Below are 17,563 nucleotides of genomic sequence, written 5' to 3' on the forward strand. Positions count from 1 at the left end.
GCAGGCCCGGTCGCCGTGTCTCCCGTCCGCTGTCGCCGGGTTCAGGACGCTGCTGCCCGAGGAAGGCTGGACCCTCTTCCCCGCCCGCCCTGAGAGCACAGCCGCCGAGAGGGGTGCGGTTCGAATGGGGCCGGGCGGTGGACCTCCGGCGCGCTGCTGCCCGAGGAAGGCCGGGCCCGCCCACTCCCCTCCCGGGCCGAGAGCCGCGGCCCTTGCGGGTGAGTAGACGCGGCATGTCGGTGACGTGCGGAGCGGGCGTCTGGCGTTGCTCGCAGGACGCTGCCTCGCCCGATTTGAGGCACGCCGGAAGCCGGCCGGCCCCCTCGTCCCCGGAGCCCAGAGCGGAGCCGGCGCCCTGCGCGTGAGGCTGCGCGGCTCGCCCCTCCGCAAGTCCACGAAAGTGGAAAGCCGATACCCCCGCGCGGGACACCCGCGGGTGAGGCAGAGCGCACGTGTCCTCGCGCGACGGCACGCGGGCTTCCGACGCCGACGGATGGTCCGCGTCCAAGCATCGCCGGCCGGCTCCGGGTCGCCCCGCCCGGCGTGCCGGGCTCTGTCGGCTCCAAACAGTGGCCGAGCCCCCTCCCGTCTTGCCCCGGCGGCCGCCCCGGTGGCGCAACGCCGGCGCCGCGTCCCTCGCACATTCGGGATGGGGACTGCCGCCGGTGCCGGACCTCTGCGCCGCATGGGAGGCGGGGGCGGGGTGTGCTATCTGGCGGGCGGGGGTCGTCACCGGAGTATCCGCCATCGCCGCCGAAGACCGCAGGCGCCTGATGTCCTTCCTCGCCGGCCGGCGCGCCGGCGCGCGCGGCCCGCTCACCCTCGCCTATGTCTGCGCCATCGCCTCCGGCCTGCTGGTGATCGTCCAGGCGGCGCTGGCGGCCCGGCTGATCGACCGGGTGCTGTTCGCCCATCAGCCGCTGGACACGGCGACACCGGAGATTATCGCCGTCGTCGCCGTGGTGGCGGCGCGCGCGCTCGCCGGCTTCGGCGCCGAGCGGGCGGGATTTGCGGCGGCGGTGCGCGTCATGCGCGGCCTGCGCGCCGAGCTGCTCGACCATGCGGAGCGTCTCGGCCCCGTCGGCCTCGCCGGCCTGCGGGTGGGGGAGACGGTGGCGGCGCTGTCGGCCGGTGTGCGCGCGGTGGAGCCTTATTACACGCGCTACCTGCCGGCCTCCGTCACCTCGGTGCTGCTGCCGCTGGCGATCCTCGCCGTGGTGTTCCCGCTCGACTGGGTGTCGGGCCTGATCTTCCTCGTCACCGCGCCGCTGATCCCGCTGTTCATGATCCTCATCGGCAAGGGGGCGGAGGCGCTGAACCAGCGGCAGTGGCGCGCGCTCACCCGCATGTCCGGCCATCTGCTGGACGCGGTGCAGGGCCTCGCCACGCTGAAGGCCTTCAACGCCGCCGGCCGCATGACCGCGGAGGTGGCCAGCGTGGCCGACGCCTACCGGCGCGACACCATGGGCGTGCTGCGGGTGGCGTTTCTCTCCTCGCTGGTGCTGGAATTCTTCGCCACCGTCTCCATCGCCATGGCCGCCATCTTCATCGGCTTCCGCCTGCTGTGGGGGGAAATGTCCTTCTTTCACGGCCTGTTCGTGCTGCTGCTGGCGCCGGAATTCTATCAGCCGCTCAGGGCCATGGGCGCCGCCTACCATGCCCGCATGGAGGCGATGGGGGCGGCCGAGCGGCTCATCGCCCTCGCCGAGACGCCCTCGCCCGCCGAGCCGGGCGGCACCCGGACGCTGCCCGAGCCGGAGCGGATCGCCCTCACCTTCGAGAACGTGCGGCTCGATTTCGCCGATGGCCGCCGCGCGCTCGACGGGGTGACGCTGCACGTGCCGGCCGGGGCGCGGGTGGCGCTGGTGGGTGCCTCGGGGGCGGGGAAATCCTCCCTGCTCCACCTCGCGCTCGGCTTCGCCCGGCCTTCGGCGGGGCGGGTTCTCGCCAATGGCGTGCCGCTCGGCGAGCTGGAGATGGCCGGCTGGCGCGCGCGCATCGCCTTCGCCGGCCAGCGGCCGCGCCTGTTCGCCGGCACGCTCGCCGACAATATCGCGCCGGGGGAGGATGCGCCGGATGCGGATCGCCTCGCCGGCGCCGTCGCTGCGGCCGGGCTCGGCGGGGTGGTGGCGCGGCTCGCCGGCGGGCGCGCGGATGGGGCCGGGGACGCCGCCACCGATGCCGCGGGCGTCATCGCCGCCGGGCTCGCCATGCCGATCGGCGAGGGCGGCGCCGGCCTGTCCGGCGGGGAGGCCCACCGCCTCGCCCTGGCGCGGGCCTTCTATCGCGCCGCGCCGCTGGTGCTTCTGGATGAGCCGACCGCCCATCTCGATGCCACCACTGAGCGGGAGGTGCAGGCGGCGCTGCAGCGCCTGATAGCGGGGCGCACCGCGCTGTTCGCCGTCCATCGCCTGGCGCAGGCGGACGGGGCGGATCTCGTGGCGGTGCTCGATGCCGGCCGGCTGGTGGAGTTCGGCCCGCCCGACGTGCTCCTGCGCGCCGGCGGCGCCTATGCCCGCCTGCGCGCCGCCGCCCGCGCTGAGGCATCTGCGGCCGTCGAGGTGCTGCCATGAGGATGCAATCGCCCGCCGCCTTGCCGATCAACCGGGTCGTTGCCCGGGCGGAAGCGCCGCTCCCTCCCGGCCGGGTCCGCGCCGGGCCCGCGTCCGGTGGGGACGCCTCCAGCGGGGTGTGCCGACCGTCGGCCCGAGACGCATCGCGATGGATCCTGTCATGCGCCGGCACGGTGCGGGGACGGGCCAGCTCCCGGCGCCGGACGCTCATGCCATACGTGCCCAGCGGAGATCAGCCGGCCGATGCCGTGGCGGGGGCCGGGGGGATGTGGTCTCCCACCGTTCACGGCCTGTCGCTGAATCTCTGCCATGCCGGCACGGCCCCGAGCGCGTCTTGCCCGAGGACAGATCCGTATCCCCCCTCCCGAGGCGTGGCCCCATGCCGGGAGGCGCATCAATGAAGGTGCTGCTGCGGCTGTTCGGCCTGATGCGCGGGCAGGCCGGCTGGATGGCGCTCGCGGTGCTGCTCTCGGCGACGGCGAGCCTCGGCCAGGTCGGCCTGATGGCGGCGTCCGGCTGGTTCATCACCGCCGCCGCGCTGGCCGGGGCGGCCGGCACCACCATGAACCTCTTCACCGCCTCCGCTGCCATTCGCGCGTTCGCGCTCGGCCGCACGGTGGCGCGCTATGGCGAGCGGCTGGTGGGGCATGACGCGACGCTGCGCTTCGTCGCGAGCCTGAGGCCCTGGTTCTTCGCCCGGCTGGTGCCGCTCGCCCCCGCCGCGCTGGAGGCCGAGCGCTCCGGCGACCTGCTGGCGCGGCTGCGGGGCGACATCGACCGGCTGGAATTCGCCTTCCTGCGCATCCTCTCGCCGCTGCTGGCGGGCGCGCTGACCGTGGCCGCGGCTCTGGCCGTGGCCGCCGCCTACGACGGGCGCATCGCCCTGGCCCTCGCCGGGCTGGCGCTGCTGGCGGGCGTCGGCGTGCCGATCGCGGTGCATGCGCTTTCCGCCGCGCCGGCGCGGCGGCTGTCGGGCGGCACCGGCACGCTGGAGGCGGCGCTGGTGGACCATCTGGAAGGGCGTGCGGAGCTTGCGGTGTATGATGCCGGCGGCCGCCATCGCCGGCGCGTGGATGCGGCGAGCGATGCTCTGCTCGCCGACGAGGGGCGGCTCGCCGCGCTCGCGGCCGCGTCCGGCGCGGCGGTGGGGCTGGCCGCCCAGGCGGCATTGGTGGCGGTGCTGCTGCTGGGCGCGCCGGCGGTGCTGGCGGGCAGCCTCGCCCCGGCCGACTGGCCGCTTTTGGCGCTGCTCTCCCTCGCCCTGTTCGACGCGCTGGTGCCGCTGCCGGCGGCCATGCAGGCGCTGCCGCTGACGCTGGAGAGCGCGCGCCGCATCTTCGCGCTGGTGGACCGGCCGCCGGCGGTGGCCGAGGCGGGGGGCGGGCGCTCCCTGCCCGCGCACGGGACGCTCGCCTTCCGCGGCGTGGGCCTCACCTATCCCGGCGCGGCGCGCCCGGCGCTGGCGGACATCGATCTGGAGCTGGCGCCCGGCCGGCGGGTCGCGGTGGTGGGGCCGAGCGGGTCCGGCAAGTCGAGCCTCGCCGCGCTGGCCCTGCGCTTCCGTGATCCGGACCGCGGCGTCATCGCCTTCGGCGGCGTGCCCGTGGCGGAGGCGGACCCCGAGGCGCTGCGCCGCCGCCTCGCGGTGCTGCTGCAAAAGGATCACCTGTTCGCGGCGCCAATCCTCGACAATCTGCGCATCGCCGATGCGGAAGCCGCCCCCGCGCGCTGCGAGGCGGCGTGCGCCACGGCCGGCGTCCTGCCCTTCGTCGCTGGCCTGCCGGAGGGGCTGGGCACGTTCGTGGGCGCCCACGGCGCGCAGGTCTCGGGCGGCGAGGCGCGACGGCTCGGCCTCGCCCGCGCGCTCCTGAAGGATGCGCCGGTGCTCATCCTCGACGAGCCGCTGGAGGGGCTGGACGCCCACACCGCCCGCGCGGTGATGGATGCGGTGCTGGACGCGACCGGCGACCGGGCGCTGCTGCTCATCTCGCACAGCCCGGTGGGGCTGGAGCGGATGGACGAGATCGTGCTGCTGGAGGACGGACGGGTGACAGCGCGCGGCGCTCCCGCCGAAGTGATGGCCGCGCAAGTGATGGCCACGCAAGGAATGCGCGCTCAGGGGATGCCCGCTCAAGTGACGCCTCCACTTGCGGCACGCGGCGGGGGTGATGCAAATTAAGGCATGAACAAACCTGCGCCACTGCCCCCGTCGCAGCGTTCGCCCGCAGTGCCTGCCGCCACCGAGCCGCCCTTCGCCGTGCCGCCGGCAGACAGCGCGCCCGCCATCGCGCCGCCCGCCCGCCATGCGGAGTCGCCCGGGAGGGGCCCCGCCGCTGCTTCGGCGGTCTCGGCGGGCGCGACAGAATCGGCGCAATCGGTGGTCCCGCCTCAGGTCGTGCCCGCGGCAGGTCCGGTTGCTCCTGTTGCCTCCGTGACGACGCCTCGCGCAGGATTCCCTTCCTCCGCGCACGCCGGACCCGCACCGGCCGCCAACGGTGCCGCGGCGCAGACCGCGGCCTCCGCCGAGATGCTGGAACCCGGCCCATCCCGCATGGGGATGGCGGATGCCGGCCTGTGGGCGGCATCCGGGCATTCCTCCACCCCGGAACGGGCGGCTCCTGCGACCACCGCACCCGCCGGCGACGGTGGCGCGGCGCAGACTGCGGCCTCCGCCGGCATGCCGGAGCCGCGCCAATTTCGCGCCGGGGCGGCGGATGATGGCCCCCGAGCGGCGTCTGCGCATGCTTCCACTCCCGAACGGGCGGGTCCTCCTGCGGCCCCCGCACCGGCGGTCGACGGTGCCGGGAGACAGATTGCGGCCTCCGCCGGCATGCCGGAGCTTCGCCAATTCCGCGCAGGGGCGGCGGATGATGGCCCCCGAGCGGCGTCTGCGCATGCTTCCACTCCCGAACGGGTGGGGCCTCCTGCGGCCCCCGCACCGGCGGTCGGCGGTGCCGGGAGACAGACTGGAGCGTCCGCCGGCATGCCGGAGCCCGCCCCATCCCGAGCCGGGTCCGAGGGCCCCGACCCCGGCACGCCGTCCCGGCATTCCTCCAACCCGGGTCGCCCGGCCGCCCCGCCGGCGCACTCCGGCTTCGGCTGGCGGCGGCTGGCGCTGTGGGGGTGGCAGGGGTTGGGCGGGGCGATGGCGGTCGCCGGCATGGAGGTGGCGGCGCATCTGGGAGAGACGCCGCTCGCGCTCATCCCCTTCGCCACCTCCATCGTGCTGGTGCTCGGCCTGCCGGAGACCGAGGCGGCGCAGCCGCGCGCGCTGGTGGGCGGGCATGTGATCTCGGCCGCAGTCGGCCTCGCCATGCTGGCGCTGTTCGGCCGCTCCGAGCCGGCGGCCGCGGCGGCGGTGGGGCTCGCCATGGTGGCCATGCGCACCACCCGCACCGTGCATCCGCCGGCTGCGATCAACCCCATCATCGTGGTCATGGAGGCCATGAAGCCCGGCTTCCTGCTGGCGCCGGTGCTGGTGGGGGCGCTGATGCTCGCGGGCTATGCCTGGGCCTGGCACAATCTCGCCCGGCCGCGCAGCTGGCCTTCGCGCTGGTGGTGAGCCCCGCCTCAGGCCCCGGTGCGGCGCTCGCGCTCGTCCCAGCCTCCGATCTGCTCCTCGGCCGCCGGCGTGGCGCGCGGGGTGCCGGCGAGGCGCAGGGTGCGGTCGAGCAGTACCTCGTAGATGGGTGCGCCGCCGAGCCGGTGGGCCACCAGATTGGCGGCTGGCCTTCGCGCTGGTGGTGAGCCCCCGCCTCAGGCCCCGGTGCGGCGCTCGCGCTCGTCCCAGCCGCCGATCTGCTCCTCGGCCGCCCGCGTGGCGCGCGGGGTGCCGGCGAGGCGCAGGGTGCGGTCGAGCAGTACCTCGTAGATGGGTGTGCCGCCGAGCCGGTGGGCCACCAGATTGGCGGCTGGCCTTCGCGCTGGTGGTGAGCCCCCGCCTCAGACCCCGGTGCGGCGCTCGCGCTCGTCCCAGCCTCCGATCTGCTCCTCGGCCGCCGGCGTGGCGCGCGGGGTGCCGGCGAGGCGCAGGGTTCGGTCGAGCAGCACCTCGTAGATGGGCGCGCCGCCGAGCCGGTCGGCCACCAGATTGGCGGCTGGCCTTCGCGCTGGTGGTGAGCCCCCGCCTCAGACCCCGGTGCGGCGCTCGCGCTCGTCCCAGCCGCCGATCTGCTCCTCGGCCGCCGGCGTGGCGCGCGGGGTGCCGGCGAGGCGCAGGGTGCGGTCGAGCAACACCTCGTAGATGGGCGCGCCGCCGAGCCGGTCGGCCATCAGATTGGCGGTGACGCAGGTGAGGATGACCGGCACCAGCAGGTCGTAGGCGCCGGTCAGCTCGGCCACCAGCACCATGCCCACCAGAGGCGCCCGCACCGTGGCCGAGAACAGTCCGCCCATGGCCGCGACGCCGAATGCCGCCACCGCGCCTTCCGGAAGCAGGCTCGCCGGCAGCGCCGCGCCGAGCAGGGTGGCGAACAGCACGCCCACCGCTGTGGCGAGGGCGAGAATGGGGGCGAAGATGCCGCCGGGAATGCCGGTGGAATAGCTCGCCATGGTCATGACGAAGCGGATGGCGACGATGCCCGCCAGCGTCAGCGCCGGCAGGCCGAGGCCGGGCAGGGACACTGCAAGCAGCTCGCCGCCGAAGGTCGCCTCCGGCCGCAGCACCAGCAGCGGGCCCACCGCCATGCCCACCAGCACCGGCAGCAGATAGGGCGAGACCGACAGGGCGAGCGCCCGCGCCGCGTCGAGCGAGGCCACCAGCGCCCGGTTGAACAGCACGCCCAGGCCGCCCAGCACGGCGCCGAGCGCGATGAAGGCCGGCAGGAGCAGCAGCGGCATCTGCGGCACGCTCATCCGCATGTCCGGCCCGGTGCCGCCGATGCCCTCGGCCATCACCGCGCTCGCCACCGAGGCGATGATGACGGCGCTGTAGGTGCGCAGGCCGTAGGGGAACTGGCGGCGCGTTTCCTCGATCACGAACAGGATGGCGGCCAGCGGCGCGTTGAAGGCGGCGGCGAGCCCGGCCGCGGCGCCGGCAGCCAGCAGGCCGCGCCCGTCGCGGGTGCCGAGGCCGGTGCGTTCCCACACCGCCTTGGCGATGGCCGCGCCCATGTGGATGGTAGGTCCCTCGCGGCCGGCCACGAGGCCGGAGCCGAGCGCCATCAGGCCGCCGGCGAACTTCACCGGCAGGATGCGCCGCCAGCGTATCGGGCGCAGCCCTTCGAGCGCGCCCTCGATCTCCTGCACGCCGGAGCCGGCCGCCTCGGGCGCGAACGCGCGCACCAGCGCCACCGCTCCCGCGACCATCGCCGCGGCGACCACGGACAGGACAAGGTAGAGCGCCGGACCCTCCAGCCGCGCGGCGACGAGATGCGGCCAGGCCGACACCGCATCCACCGCCGCATGGAACACCGCGCCCACCAGCCCGGACGCGAGGCCGACGCCGGCCGCGAGCGCGTAATAGGCGGCATCGCTGCGGGTCGGGGTGGCGGCGGGCGTGTCGGGCTTCACGCGGACCTCGGACGTCAGGAGAGAGCGCAACAGCGCGCCGGCAAGGATTACCGGAGCCGGCCCGCCCCCGGCAAGCGGCGGCCGGCCCGGTGGCAGGGCGCACGCCGCGGCGTCGGCCAGGGACGAGGTGGCGGCTGGACGGCAGGGGCCGCGCCCGCGCCGAGGTCCGCAGGTCACGGGCGAAGCCGCGGGCGGAAAGGTCCGCGTTGGGGCGCGGTGGCGACGCATCGGCCTGCCGGGCGCGGTGTCTTCGCGACTTGCGGCAGCTGGTCCGCCGCCGGCCGGTCCCGTCCGATGGCTGCGCGCACGCCGCTGTCGAGGCGGCGTGCGGCTGGAGGCTCCGGCCCGGTCAGGCCGGGCGGAGGATCTGCGGCGGGCCGGCGGGGCGCAGGGTGCGGGGCGCGCTCTCGCCGTGCAGGGCGAGGATGCGGTCGTGCAGGTCCGTGAGCGTGCTGCGATGGCCGATGGAGATGAAGGTGCTCTGCGGCAGGCGGGCGTGCAGTAGGCGGTAGAGCCGCTCCTCGCTCGCCTCGTCGAGGGCGGAGGTGGATTCGTCCAGCAGCAGCACCTGCGGTGTCTCCAGCAGGGCGCGGGCGATGCCCAGCCGCTGCTGCTCGCCGAGGGAAAGCTCGTGCGGCCACAGGCCTTCCGCATCGAGCCGGCCGGCGAGGTCGCCGAGGCCCACCGCCTCCAGCACCTCGGCGAGCCGCTCGCGCGGGAAATCCTCGGGCGGGCGGGGGTAGGCGAGGGCGACATCGAGCCGGCCCACCGGCACGTACGGCTTCTGCGGCAGCACCATCAGCCGGTGGTCGCCGTTGCGGGCGACGGTGCCCGAGCCATAGGGCCAGATGCCGGCGATGGCGCGCAGCAGCGTGGTCTTGCCCGTGCCCGAGGGGCCGGTGATGAGCACGCGCGCGCCGGGATCGATGCGGATCGCGTCCAGCGCCAGCAGCGGCGCGCCGCCGGGCAGGCGCACGTCCATGTCGGTGAGGGCGATGCCCTCGGCCGCGGGGGCGGTGGCGAAGGCCGCCCGCCCGTCGGACTGCACGCGGGCGATGGCGGCCTCGAAGCCGGTGAGCCGGTGCACCACCGAGGTCCACTCCGCCAGCGTCACATAGCTGGAGATGAAGAAGGAGAAGGAGCTCTGCACCGAGGAGAAGGCGCTCGCCGTCTGCATCAGCTGGCCGAGCTGGATCTGGCCGGCGAAATAGGCCGGCGAGACCACCACATAAGGGAAGATGGTGGAGATCTGGCCATAGCCTGCGGTGAACCAGGTCAGCCGCTTCTGCGCCTTCATGAGATCGACGAAATTGCCGAAGATGCGCCGGAAGCGCCCGTCGAGCTTGCGGTCCTCGGCGCCGGCGCCGTCGAGCAGGGCGATCTGCTCGCCATTCTCGCGCACCCGCACCAGGTCGACGCGGAAGTCGGCCTCGTAGCGCTGCTGGTCGAAATTGAGCTTCACCAGCGGCCGGCCGATGAGATGGGCGATGAGGGTGCCGAACGCGGCATAGATCAGCGCCGCCCAGAACAGGTAGCCGGGCACGTTCAGCTCATGGCCGAACAGGGTGAGCGGCAGCGGGCCGGAGAGGTTCCACAGGATGATGCTGAAGGAGAACAGCGACACCACCGTGCCGAGCAGCCCGACGCCCACCCCGATGGTGCGGCTGACGAACAGCTGCACGTCCTCGGCGATGCGCTGGTCCGGGTTGTCGGCGGCGTCGCCCGAGAGGCGCAGGCGGTAGTGCACATTGTCGGAGAGCCAGGCATCGAGATAGCGCTTGGTGAGCCAGCGCCGCCAGCGGATCTCCAGCCACTGCTTCAGATAGACCTGATAGACCGCCACCACGATGGCGCCGGCGGCCAGCCCGCAGAACACCAGCAGCTGGTGCTGGAACGCCGGGAAGTCCTTGTCCTGGATCGCATTGTAGAAGGCGACGTTCCACTCGTTGAGCAGGACGGTGGCGAACACCCACGCCAGCTCCAGCGCGATGACGGCGGCGAGCAGGCCGATGGCGCTCCAGCGCTCCTCGCTGCGGAAATAGGGCAGGGCAAGCCGGCGGATGTCGCCGAGCAGGGTGAGAAGGGCGCGCAAGGGCACGGCTCCGGCTGAAGGGTCCACGCCGTGCTTTGAGCCGGCGCGCATGACCGAACCATGGCCGGCGCATGAAGGATTGGAAAGGTGCCGTTGAGTGAGGGGGGCGAGGGGAAGGGAGGGGCCGGGGTTACAGACAGGATTGCGGGACCTGTCTGTAAAAGGTATCTCGTACAGACAGAGGTGACAAAAGTGTCTGTAAAGATGAAGCCGATCCCGCTTTCGCTCCAGACGCTCTATGCGGAGCTGGTTCAGCAGGTCCATGCCGTGGTGGAACGGTCGGCGTCCCTCTATCGACGGGAGACCGGCGGCGTCAGCTACATCTACGCCAAGCGGTCCGTCGGCAGGATCCGGCGCGACCTGTTCATCGGCCGGGCGGACGATCCCCAGGCGCTCGAGCGGACGACACTGATCGAGCAGGAGAACGGTGCCGCGAAGGCGCGCATCAGCCTCGTCTCCACCTTGCGCCGTGCCGGCATCCCGTCGCTGACGCAAGTTCTTTCACAGGTACTGGATGCGTGTGAGGAGGCCGGGCTCCTGCGCCAGACAGTGCTGGTGGGGACGGCGGCCTATCAATGCTATTCGGCCCCCGTGGGCCACGCGCTGCCCTCCGCCGCCATGATGACGCAGGATGCAGACCTTGCCACCGCCAGCCTCGCCATCAGCTCCGTCGATGCGGGCGAGACGCTGGAAACCGTGCTGAAGCGGGCCGATCCCACCTTCCGGCCGTTGCCGGGCCTCGACCGTGCGGCGCCGCCGTCGCACTTCCGGTCCGATGCGGGGTTCATGGTGGATCTTTTGACCCCGCAGCTGAGGCGGAGCGACCCCAATCCCATGCCGTTGCCGGCCCTGGCGGCCGGCGCCACGCCGCTCCAGCACCTCGCCTGGCTGATCGAGGCGCCCATGGACGCGGCGGTGCTTTATCGCGCCGGCATCGCCGTGCGCGTGCCGCAGCCGGCGCGGTTTGCCGTGCACAAGCTCATCGTGGCGCAGAAGCGCGGCGGCGACACCAGCAAGCGCGCCAAGGACCTGAAGCAGGCCGATGCGTTGATCGCAGCCCTGAAGGCATCCGACCCGTTCGCCCTGTCCGACGCGCTGGAGGATGCCTGCGCGCAGGGCGCGACCGGCTGGCAGCGCCCCATCGAACGCTCCCTGCACGAGCTCGGCCGCACGCCGGCCGAGCTCGTCTGAGCCGTCTCAGGCCTTCTTCACGAACTCCGTGCGCAGCACGAGGCCCTTCACCTTCTCGACCTTGCAGTCGATCTCCTCCGGGTCGCCGGTGAGGCGGATGCCCTTCACCAGCGTGCCGCGCTTCAGGGTGACGGAGGTGCCCTTGACCTTGAGGTCCTTGATCAGGGTCACGTTGTCCCCGTCCTTCAAAAGGGCGCCGTTGGCGTCGCGGACCTCCATTCAGGCCTCCTTCGCCATCTCGCGCAGGCGGAACTTCTGGATCTTGCCCGTGGAGGTCTTGGGGATCTCGTCGAACAGGATGTGGCGCGGGCACTTGTAGGCGGCGAGGTGCGCCCGGCAGTGGGCGATCAGCTCCTCGGCGGTGGCGGTCATGCCGTCGCGCAGCTCCACGAAGGCCACCGGCGTCTCGCCCCACTTCTCGTCGGGCCTGGCCACCACGGCGGCGGCGCTCACGGCCGGATGCTTGTAGAGGGCGTCCTCCACCTCGATGGAGGAGATGTTCTCGCCGCCGGAGATGATGATGTCCTTGGAGCGGTCCTTGAGCTGGACGTAGCCGTCGGGGTGCTTCACGCCGAGGTCGCCCGAGTGGAACCAGCCGCCGAAGAACGCCTTGTCGGTGGCGGTGGGGTTCTTCAGGTAGCCCTTCATCACCGTGTTGCCGCGGAACATCACCTCGCCCATGGTCTCGCCGTCGGCGGGCACCGGCTCCATGGTCTCCGGGTTCATCACGTCGAGGGCTTCGAGCGCGGCGTAGCGCACGCCCTGGCGGGCCTTCTTGATGGCGCGCTCGGCCGCGGGCAGCGTGTCCCACTCGTCGTGCCAGTCGTTCACCACCGAGGGGCCGTAGACCTCGGTGAGGCCGTAGACATGCACCACGTTGAAGCCGGCTTCCTGCATGGCGGCGAGCACCGCCTCGGGCGGCGGGGCGGCGGCGGTGATGAACTCCACCTTCCCCGGCAGGGGGCGCTTGTCCGCCTCGGGCGCGCCGAGCAGCGTCGACATGACGATGGGGGCGCCGCACATGTGCGTCACCTTATGCTCGGCGATGGCCTCGAAGATGGGCTTGGCGCGCACCTGCCGCAGGCACACGTGGGTGCCGGCCGCCAGCGTCACGGACCAGGGGAAGCACCAGCCGTTGCAGTGGAACATGGGCAGCGTCCACAGATAGACCGGATGCTTGCCGAGATTGCAGGTGACCACGTTGCCCACCGCGAGCAGGTGCGCGCCGCGGTGGTGGTAGACCACGCCCTTGGGGTCGCCGGTGGTGCCGGAGGTGTAGTTGAGGGCGATGGCGTCCCACTCGTCGTCCGGGCCCTTCCAGGCGAATTCCGGATCGCCGGAGGCGAGGAAGTCCTCGTATTCCATGGTGCCGATGCGATCGCCCGCGCCGGTGAACTCGGGATCGTCATAGTCGATCACCAGCGGCTTGTGGGTGGCCATGGCGAGCGCGGCCTTCATCACCGGCGAGAACTCGCGGTCGGTGATGAGCACCTTCGCCTCGCCGTGGTCGAGGGTGAAGGCGAGGATGGCGGCATCGAGCCGGGTGTTCAGCGAGTTCAGCACCGCGCCGACCATCGGCACGCCGTAGTGCGCCTCCAGCATGGCCGGGGTGTTGGTGAGCATCACCGCCACCGTGTCGCCCTTGCCGACGCCGGCCTTGGCGAGCGCCGAGGCGAGGCGGCGGCTGCGGGCGTAGAAGTCGCGGTAGTTGCGGGTCAGCTTGCCGTGCAGCATGGCCGTATGGTCCGGGAACACGGCGGCCGCGCGCTCCAGGAAGCCCAGCGGCGTCAGGGGCTGGTAGTTGGCTGGATTGCGGTCCAGGTGCAGGTCGTAGATGCTGCCGGCCATCTGCATTTCCCCCTTCGGAGCGAGCCTTGCCGCGGCGACCGGATTGGGGTCGTATGCGGGTCGCGAAAACTAGCCGAGGCGGCAGAGCCGGCGCAATCGGTGCGATACGCGACCAAAGGTGCAACGCGGCGCATTCCTGTGGGCAGCCGGAGCGGCCTCGCACGGGGCGCCGGACGGGGGTGCCCCGCGCGACGAAGGTCTTACGCAGATGTGCGGACTTGCGCCGTTCGCGCGCGTTTGCAGTAACCAGCCGAGAACAAGTCACGGGAGGCGTCCATGTCCGAGGTCGGAGCGAGCCGGTACGCGGAAACCTATGCCAGCTGGCGGGCGGACCCTGCCGCCTTCTGGGGTGAGGCAGCCAAGGCGCTGGAATGGTCGCGCGCGCCCGCGCAGGTGTTCGATGCGGAGGCGGGCGTCTACGGCCGCTGGTTCCCCGACGCCGCCTGCAACATCTGCCACAATGCCCTCGACCGCCACGTGGCTGCCGGCCGCGGCGACCAGGCGGCGCTGATCTATGACAGCCCGATCACCGGCACCAAGCGCACCCTTTCCTATGCCGAGATGCTCGACCAGGTGAGCACGCTCGGCGCCGTGCTCCAGGATCTCGGCGTCGGCAAGGGCGACCGGGTGCTCATCTACATGCCCATGGTGCCCGAGGCGATCGGCGCCATGCTCGCCTGCGCCCGCATCGGCGCCATCCACTCGGTGGTGTTCGGCGGCTTCGCGGCGAAAGAGCTCGCGACCCGCATCGAGGACGCCGAGCCGAAGGTGATCCTCGCCGCCTCCTGCGGCATCGAGCCGAACCGCGTGGTGCCCTACAAGCCGCTGCTCGACCTCGCCATCACCATGTCGGCGGTGAAGCCCGAGGCCTGCGTGGTGCTGCAGCGCGCCGAGGGGCCGGGCACTCTGGTGGAGGGCCGCGACCACGACTGGGCGCAGGCCTCCGCAGCCGCCAAGGCCGCCGGCAAGTCCTCCGCCTGCGTCGAGGTGGCCGCCACCGACCCGCTCTACATCCTCTACACCTCCGGCACGACCGGGAAGCCCAAGGGCGTCGTGCGCGACACCGGCGGCTACATGGTGGCGCTCGACTGGAGCATGAAGAACCTCTACGGCATCAAGCCCGGCGAGGTGTTCTGGACCGCCTCCGACATCGGCTGGGTGGTGGGCCATTCCTACATCGTCTACGGCCCGCTCATCCTCGGCGCCACGACGCTGGTGTACGAGGGCAAGCCGGTGGGCACGCCCGACGCCGGCGCCTTCTGGCGGGTGATCGAGGAGCACAAGGTGGTGGCGCTGTTCACCGCCCCCACCGCCCTGCGCGCCATCAAGAAGGAAGACCCGGACTGCACCCTGAAGGCCGGGCGCGACATGTCCGCCTTCCGCACCCTGTTCCTCGCCGGCGAGCGGGCCGATCCCGACACCGTGATCTGGGCGCAGCAGCAGCTGAACGTGCCGGTGGTGGACCACTGGTGGCAGACCGAGACCGGCTGGGCCATCGCCGCCAATCCGGTGGGGCTCGGCCTCCTGCCGGTGAAGGTGGGATCGCCCACCGTGCCCATGCCCGGCTATGACGTGCAGATCGTGGACGAGGCGGCGAAGCCCGTTCCGCCCAGCACCATGGGCTCCATCGTGGTGAAGCTGCCGCTGCCTCCCGGCTGCCTGCCCACCCTGTGGCAGCAGGACGACCGCTTCGCCGAGAGCTACCTCGCCGAATACCCCGGCTTCTACAAGACGTCCGACGCCGGCTTCATGGACGAGGACGGCTATGTCTTCGTGATGGGCCGCACCGACGACATCATCAACGTCGCCGGCCATCGCCTCTCCACCGGCGGCATGGAGGAGGTGCTCGCCTCCCATCCCGACGTGGCCGAATGCGCGGTCATCGGCGTCAAGGACGAGCTGAAGGGCGAGGTGCCCTGCGGCTTCGTGGTGCTCAAGGCCGGCGAGCGCCGCGCCCCGGACGTGATCGAGAAGGAGCTGGTGGGCCTGGTGCGCGACCGCATCGGCCCGGTGGCGGCCTTCAAGCTGGCGGTGACGGTGAACCGCCTGCCCAAGACCCGCTCGGGCAAGATCCTGCGCGGCACCATGAAGAAGATCGCCGACCATGACGAATGGTCGGTGCCGGCCACCATCGACGATGCCGGCGTGCTCGAGGAGATCGAGGGCGTGCTGAAGGAGCGCGGCATCGCCTGACGGCGACCGTCCGGCAGCGCCGGGCGCAGGAATCGAAGAGGCCGCGCCCGGCAAGGCGCGGCCTCTTTCGTTTGTGGTTCCGCTCCGGCTTTCGCAGCCCGGCCTGGCGCCCGGGCAATTCTCACGCGCGCCGGAGGTCTCCTGCCCGGATCGGCATCCCGGCCGCCTGCGGCACGGCGCCCCGGTGGCGCGGCGCGCGCGACCCGGGCGGCGCCGGTTCCGCCCTCTCGGTGCCTATGGGGAGCGCCCGCCGCCGCGGATCGGTTCGAAGCAGGTGTAGCCGATGAAGCACTGCGGATTGTCCTTCGTCGGCACCCATTCCGGGCGGGTCTCCTGGTCGTAGAGGCAGAAGCTGCGGTCGCGCACGTAGCGATCGTAGAGCGTGCGCGAGGTGGCGAGCACCGCCTGCCCGCGCTTCTGGATGAGCTGGGCGGCCTCCGCGCAGGTGAAGCTGATGCTGGGCGTCTGCGCGGCGGCGGGGCCGGCGCAGGCGAGGCCGCCGAGGAGCACGGCGGCGAGCATGGAAACGGTCTTCATGTGCGGCCTTTCATCGGGCGCGCGGGCGCGGTCGCGTCAGCGGCTGTTGTTGTTGTCGCGGGACGGCACGTAGCAGACGTAGCCCACGAAGCACTGCGGATTGTCCCGTGTCTTGATCCATTCCGGCTTGAGCTGCTCGGCGCCGGAGCAGAATCGCACCTCGCGCACGTAGCGGTCGAACAGGTTCGGCCCGGTGCCGATCACCACGGCCCCCTGCGTGGTGACGAGGTTCGCCGCCTCCGCGCAGGTCATGGAGAGGCTGTCCGGCCGCGCCTGGGCGGTGGCGGGGCCGGCGGTGAGGGCGGTGACCGTGACGAGCGTCGCCACGATTGCGCCGATCGGCGAGGGGAATCGGTAAAGTTGCATCGCACGCCTCCCTTGATGGCTGTCGGGAACCGGGAATCGAGTGTCCGACGCGGCCCATGAACGTGTCCTGAAGGCCATATTTTTACTATCCTTTTACCTTTGGCGGGCGGCGACGCAGGTGTTGCCCGGGTGCAAGACGGCTTGTGCCGTTAGGGGCGGTAACCGGCTAGGAATTCGGCCCCGGGTTGTGTTGATTTGAGGCCGGTGTGGCAAGAATGTAACGGCATTCGGGCGAGACCCCTGCTAGATAAGACGCACTGGACGAAACGACTCGTGTCTGCGTTCTGCGTACCCAACGAATTCGCCCAATCGCGTATTTACCCAAGCAAGGGGGTTAGTCATGAAGCGGTTCCTTCTCGCCACTGTCGCGCTGGCGGCGCTCTCGGCTCCGGCCGCGGCTGCTGACCTGGCGACGAAGTATCCCGTCAAGGCGGTCGCCGTTCCGGTGTTCTCCTGGACCGGTTTCTACATCGGTGCCAACGTCGGTTACGGCGGTGACTCCTTCAACTACGACGTGAACTTCGCCGGTATCCCGGTCGCCAACCTCGGCCTGACCTCTTCCGGCTTCTTCGTCGGCGGCCAGATCGGCTACAACTACCAGTTCGCCAACAACGTCGTGCTCGGCATCGAGACCGACCTGCAGTGGTCGGACATCTCCGGCAACATCGACGTCGGCGTGATCGGTCTCCCGAACGTCCTGTCGGCCGGCTCTTCGATCGACTACTTCGGCACGATCCGCGCCCGCCTCGGCTACGCGATCGACCGGTTCCTGCCCTACATCACCGGTGGTGTGGCGTACGGCAAGTCCTCGACCGACGTGTCCGTGCTCGGCTTCCCGCTGTTCTCCGACTCCTCCACCAACTGGGGTTGGACCATCGGCGCCGGCGGCGAGTTCGCCATCACCAACAACTGGACGTTCAAGGCCGAGTACCTGTACGTCGACCTCGGCACGTCCGACCTGACCGTGGCGCCGATCGCCGGCCTCACCGTCAACCAGGACAACAAGTTCCACACCTTCAAGGCTGGTGTGAACTACAAGTTCTGATCGAAGCTCGCTTCGTCGGGAAAGCCCGCTGCTTCGGCAGCGGGCTTTTTTGTTGCGTTCGGAGCGTCCACCCGTGGCGGCAGTCGCGCCTCGCGCCGGGTCGCGGGCTGCCGCTCCAGACCGCGCACACACCGCCTAAGGGCCCGCGTCGACCCCATTCGGCAGTGTCCGCCCGGCATCGTTGCCGCCGTCGGGCCCGCGTCCATC

15 protein-coding genes are annotated in these 17,563 nt (G+C 72.0%); 6 read left to right on the forward strand and 9 right to left on the reverse strand.

Annotated features, from left to right (window positions below; translation table 11 throughout):
* The first annotated feature begins 773 nt into the window (after positions 1 to 773).
* The 3 genes from cydD to V5F49_RS13135 all read left to right on the forward strand — a co-directional run bounded on the left by cydD (position 774) and on the right by V5F49_RS13135 (position 6,135).
* On the forward strand, positions 774 to 2,573 hold the full coding sequence (gene cydD / locus V5F49_RS13125) for a thiol reductant ABC exporter subunit CydD (protein WP_394117368.1): 1,800 nt from the start codon (positions 774 to 776) through the stop codon (positions 2,571 to 2,573).
* Positions 2,574 to 2,970: 397 nt separating this feature from the next.
* The gene (gene cydC / locus V5F49_RS13130; protein WP_394117367.1) at positions 2,971 to 4,752 is read left to right on the forward strand and encodes a thiol reductant ABC exporter subunit CydC; all 1,782 of its coding nucleotides are present in this window, start codon (positions 2,971 to 2,973) and stop codon (positions 4,750 to 4,752) included.
* Positions 4,753 to 5,718: 966 nt separating this feature from the next.
* A complete protein-coding gene (locus V5F49_RS13135; RefSeq protein WP_394117366.1) occupies positions 5,719 to 6,135 on the forward strand; it encodes an HPP family protein in 417 nt (138 codons plus the stop codon).
* A gap of 8 nt (positions 6,136 to 6,143) precedes the next feature.
* Here the strand turns inward: V5F49_RS13135 and V5F49_RS13140 are convergent, their stop codons facing one another.
* The 5 genes from V5F49_RS13140 to V5F49_RS13160 form a co-directional block, all read right to left on the reverse strand.
* The gene (locus tag V5F49_RS13140) at positions 6,144 to 6,287 is read right to left on the reverse strand and encodes a hypothetical protein (RefSeq protein ID WP_394117365.1); all 144 of its coding nucleotides are present in this window, start codon (positions 6,285 to 6,287) and stop codon (positions 6,144 to 6,146) included.
* 42 nt (positions 6,288 to 6,329) lie between these two features.
* Positions 6,330 to 6,473 (reverse strand): hypothetical protein, encoded by a 144-nt coding sequence (locus V5F49_RS13145; RefSeq protein WP_394117364.1) that lies wholly within the window; start codon positions 6,471 to 6,473, stop codon positions 6,330 to 6,332.
* A 42-nt stretch (positions 6,474 to 6,515) separates the two neighbouring features.
* Entirely contained in the window at positions 6,516 to 6,659 is a 144-nt protein-coding gene (locus V5F49_RS13150) for a hypothetical protein (protein ID WP_394117363.1), read from the reverse strand.
* A 42-nt stretch (positions 6,660 to 6,701) separates the two neighbouring features.
* Positions 6,702 to 8,084, reverse strand: coding sequence for a H(+)/Cl(-) exchange transporter ClcA (gene clcA / locus V5F49_RS13155; RefSeq protein WP_394117362.1), 1,383 nt, complete (start codon positions 8,082 to 8,084; stop codon positions 6,702 to 6,704).
* Between the two features lie 349 nt (positions 8,085 to 8,433).
* The gene (locus tag V5F49_RS13160; protein ID WP_394117361.1) at positions 8,434 to 10,176 is read right to left on the reverse strand and encodes an ABC transporter ATP-binding protein/permease; all 1,743 of its coding nucleotides are present in this window, start codon (positions 10,174 to 10,176) and stop codon (positions 8,434 to 8,436) included.
* Positions 10,177 to 10,368: 192 nt separating this feature from the next.
* Between V5F49_RS13160 and V5F49_RS13165 the strand changes: the two genes are divergently transcribed.
* Positions 10,369 to 11,367, forward strand: coding sequence for a GSU2403 family nucleotidyltransferase fold protein (locus tag V5F49_RS13165; protein ID WP_509210688.1), 999 nt, complete (start codon positions 10,369 to 10,371; stop codon positions 11,365 to 11,367).
* 6 nt (positions 11,368 to 11,373) lie between these two features.
* On the opposite strand, the gene V5F49_RS13170 is transcribed toward V5F49_RS13165, so the two are convergent.
* Together V5F49_RS13170 and V5F49_RS13175 are read right to left on the reverse strand one after the other, a co-directional pair.
* The gene (locus V5F49_RS13170) at positions 11,374 to 11,586 is read right to left on the reverse strand and encodes an alkylphosphonate utilization protein (protein WP_394117359.1); all 213 of its coding nucleotides are present in this window, start codon (positions 11,584 to 11,586) and stop codon (positions 11,374 to 11,376) included.
* On the reverse strand, positions 11,587 to 13,215 hold the full coding sequence (locus tag V5F49_RS13175; protein ID WP_394117358.1) for an acyl-CoA synthetase: 1,629 nt from the start codon (positions 13,213 to 13,215) through the stop codon (positions 11,587 to 11,589).
* A 276-nt stretch (positions 13,216 to 13,491) separates the two neighbouring features.
* Here V5F49_RS13175 and V5F49_RS13180 point away from each other — a divergent pair, with 276 nt between their 5' ends.
* Positions 13,492 to 15,408 (forward strand): propionyl-CoA synthetase, encoded by a 1,917-nt coding sequence (locus V5F49_RS13180; protein ID WP_394117357.1) that lies wholly within the window; start codon positions 13,492 to 13,494, stop codon positions 15,406 to 15,408.
* Positions 15,409 to 15,642: 234 nt separating this feature from the next.
* Here V5F49_RS13180 and V5F49_RS13185 read toward each other — a convergent pair whose 3' ends face one another.
* Complete coding sequence (locus tag V5F49_RS13185) at positions 15,643 to 15,945, reverse strand: hypothetical protein (protein ID WP_394117356.1); 303 nt, start codon at positions 15,943 to 15,945, stop codon at positions 15,643 to 15,645.
* 36 nt (positions 15,946 to 15,981) lie between these two features.
* Positions 15,982 to 16,311 (reverse strand): hypothetical protein, encoded by a 330-nt coding sequence (locus V5F49_RS13190; protein WP_394117355.1) that lies wholly within the window; start codon positions 16,309 to 16,311, stop codon positions 15,982 to 15,984.
* A 340-nt stretch (positions 16,312 to 16,651) separates the two neighbouring features.
* On the opposite strand from V5F49_RS13190, the gene V5F49_RS13195 reads away from it, so the two are divergent.
* Positions 16,652 to 17,356, forward strand: a complete 705-nt coding sequence (locus V5F49_RS13195) for an outer membrane protein (protein WP_394117354.1) — start codon at positions 16,652 to 16,654, stop codon at positions 17,354 to 17,356.
* Positions 17,357 to 17,563: the final 207 nt, after the last annotated feature.

Source organism: Xanthobacter lutulentifluminis, assembly GCF_043194675.2.
Lineage (GTDB): Bacteria > Pseudomonadota > Alphaproteobacteria > Rhizobiales > Xanthobacteraceae > Xanthobacter.

Coding starts and splice junctions, on each gene's coding strand:
- cydD (WP_394117368.1), top strand. CDS start 774: ATGTCCTTCCTCGCCGGCCGGCGCGCCGGCGCGCGCGGCCCGCTCACC.
- cydC (WP_394117367.1), top strand. CDS start 2,971: ATGAAGGTGCTGCTGCGGCTGTTCGGCCTGATGCGCGGGCAGGCCGGC.
- V5F49_RS13135 (WP_394117366.1), top strand. CDS start 5,719: ATGGCGGTCGCCGGCATGGAGGTGGCGGCGCATCTGGGAGAGACGCCG.
- V5F49_RS13170 (WP_394117359.1), bottom strand. CDS start 11,586: ATGGAGGTCCGCGACGCCAACGGCGCCCTTTTGAAGGACGGGGACAAC.
- V5F49_RS13175 (WP_394117358.1), bottom strand. CDS start 13,215: ATGGCCGGCAGCATCTACGACCTGCACCTGGACCGCAATCCAGCCAAC.
- V5F49_RS13180 (WP_394117357.1), top strand. CDS start 13,492: ATGTCCGAGGTCGGAGCGAGCCGGTACGCGGAAACCTATGCCAGCTGG.
- V5F49_RS13185 (WP_394117356.1), bottom strand. CDS start 15,945: ATGAAGACCGTTTCCATGCTCGCCGCCGTGCTCCTCGGCGGCCTCGCC.
- V5F49_RS13190 (WP_394117355.1), bottom strand. CDS start 16,311: ATGCAACTTTACCGATTCCCCTCGCCGATCGGCGCAATCGTGGCGACG.
- V5F49_RS13195 (WP_394117354.1), top strand. CDS start 16,652: ATGAAGCGGTTCCTTCTCGCCACTGTCGCGCTGGCGGCGCTCTCGGCT.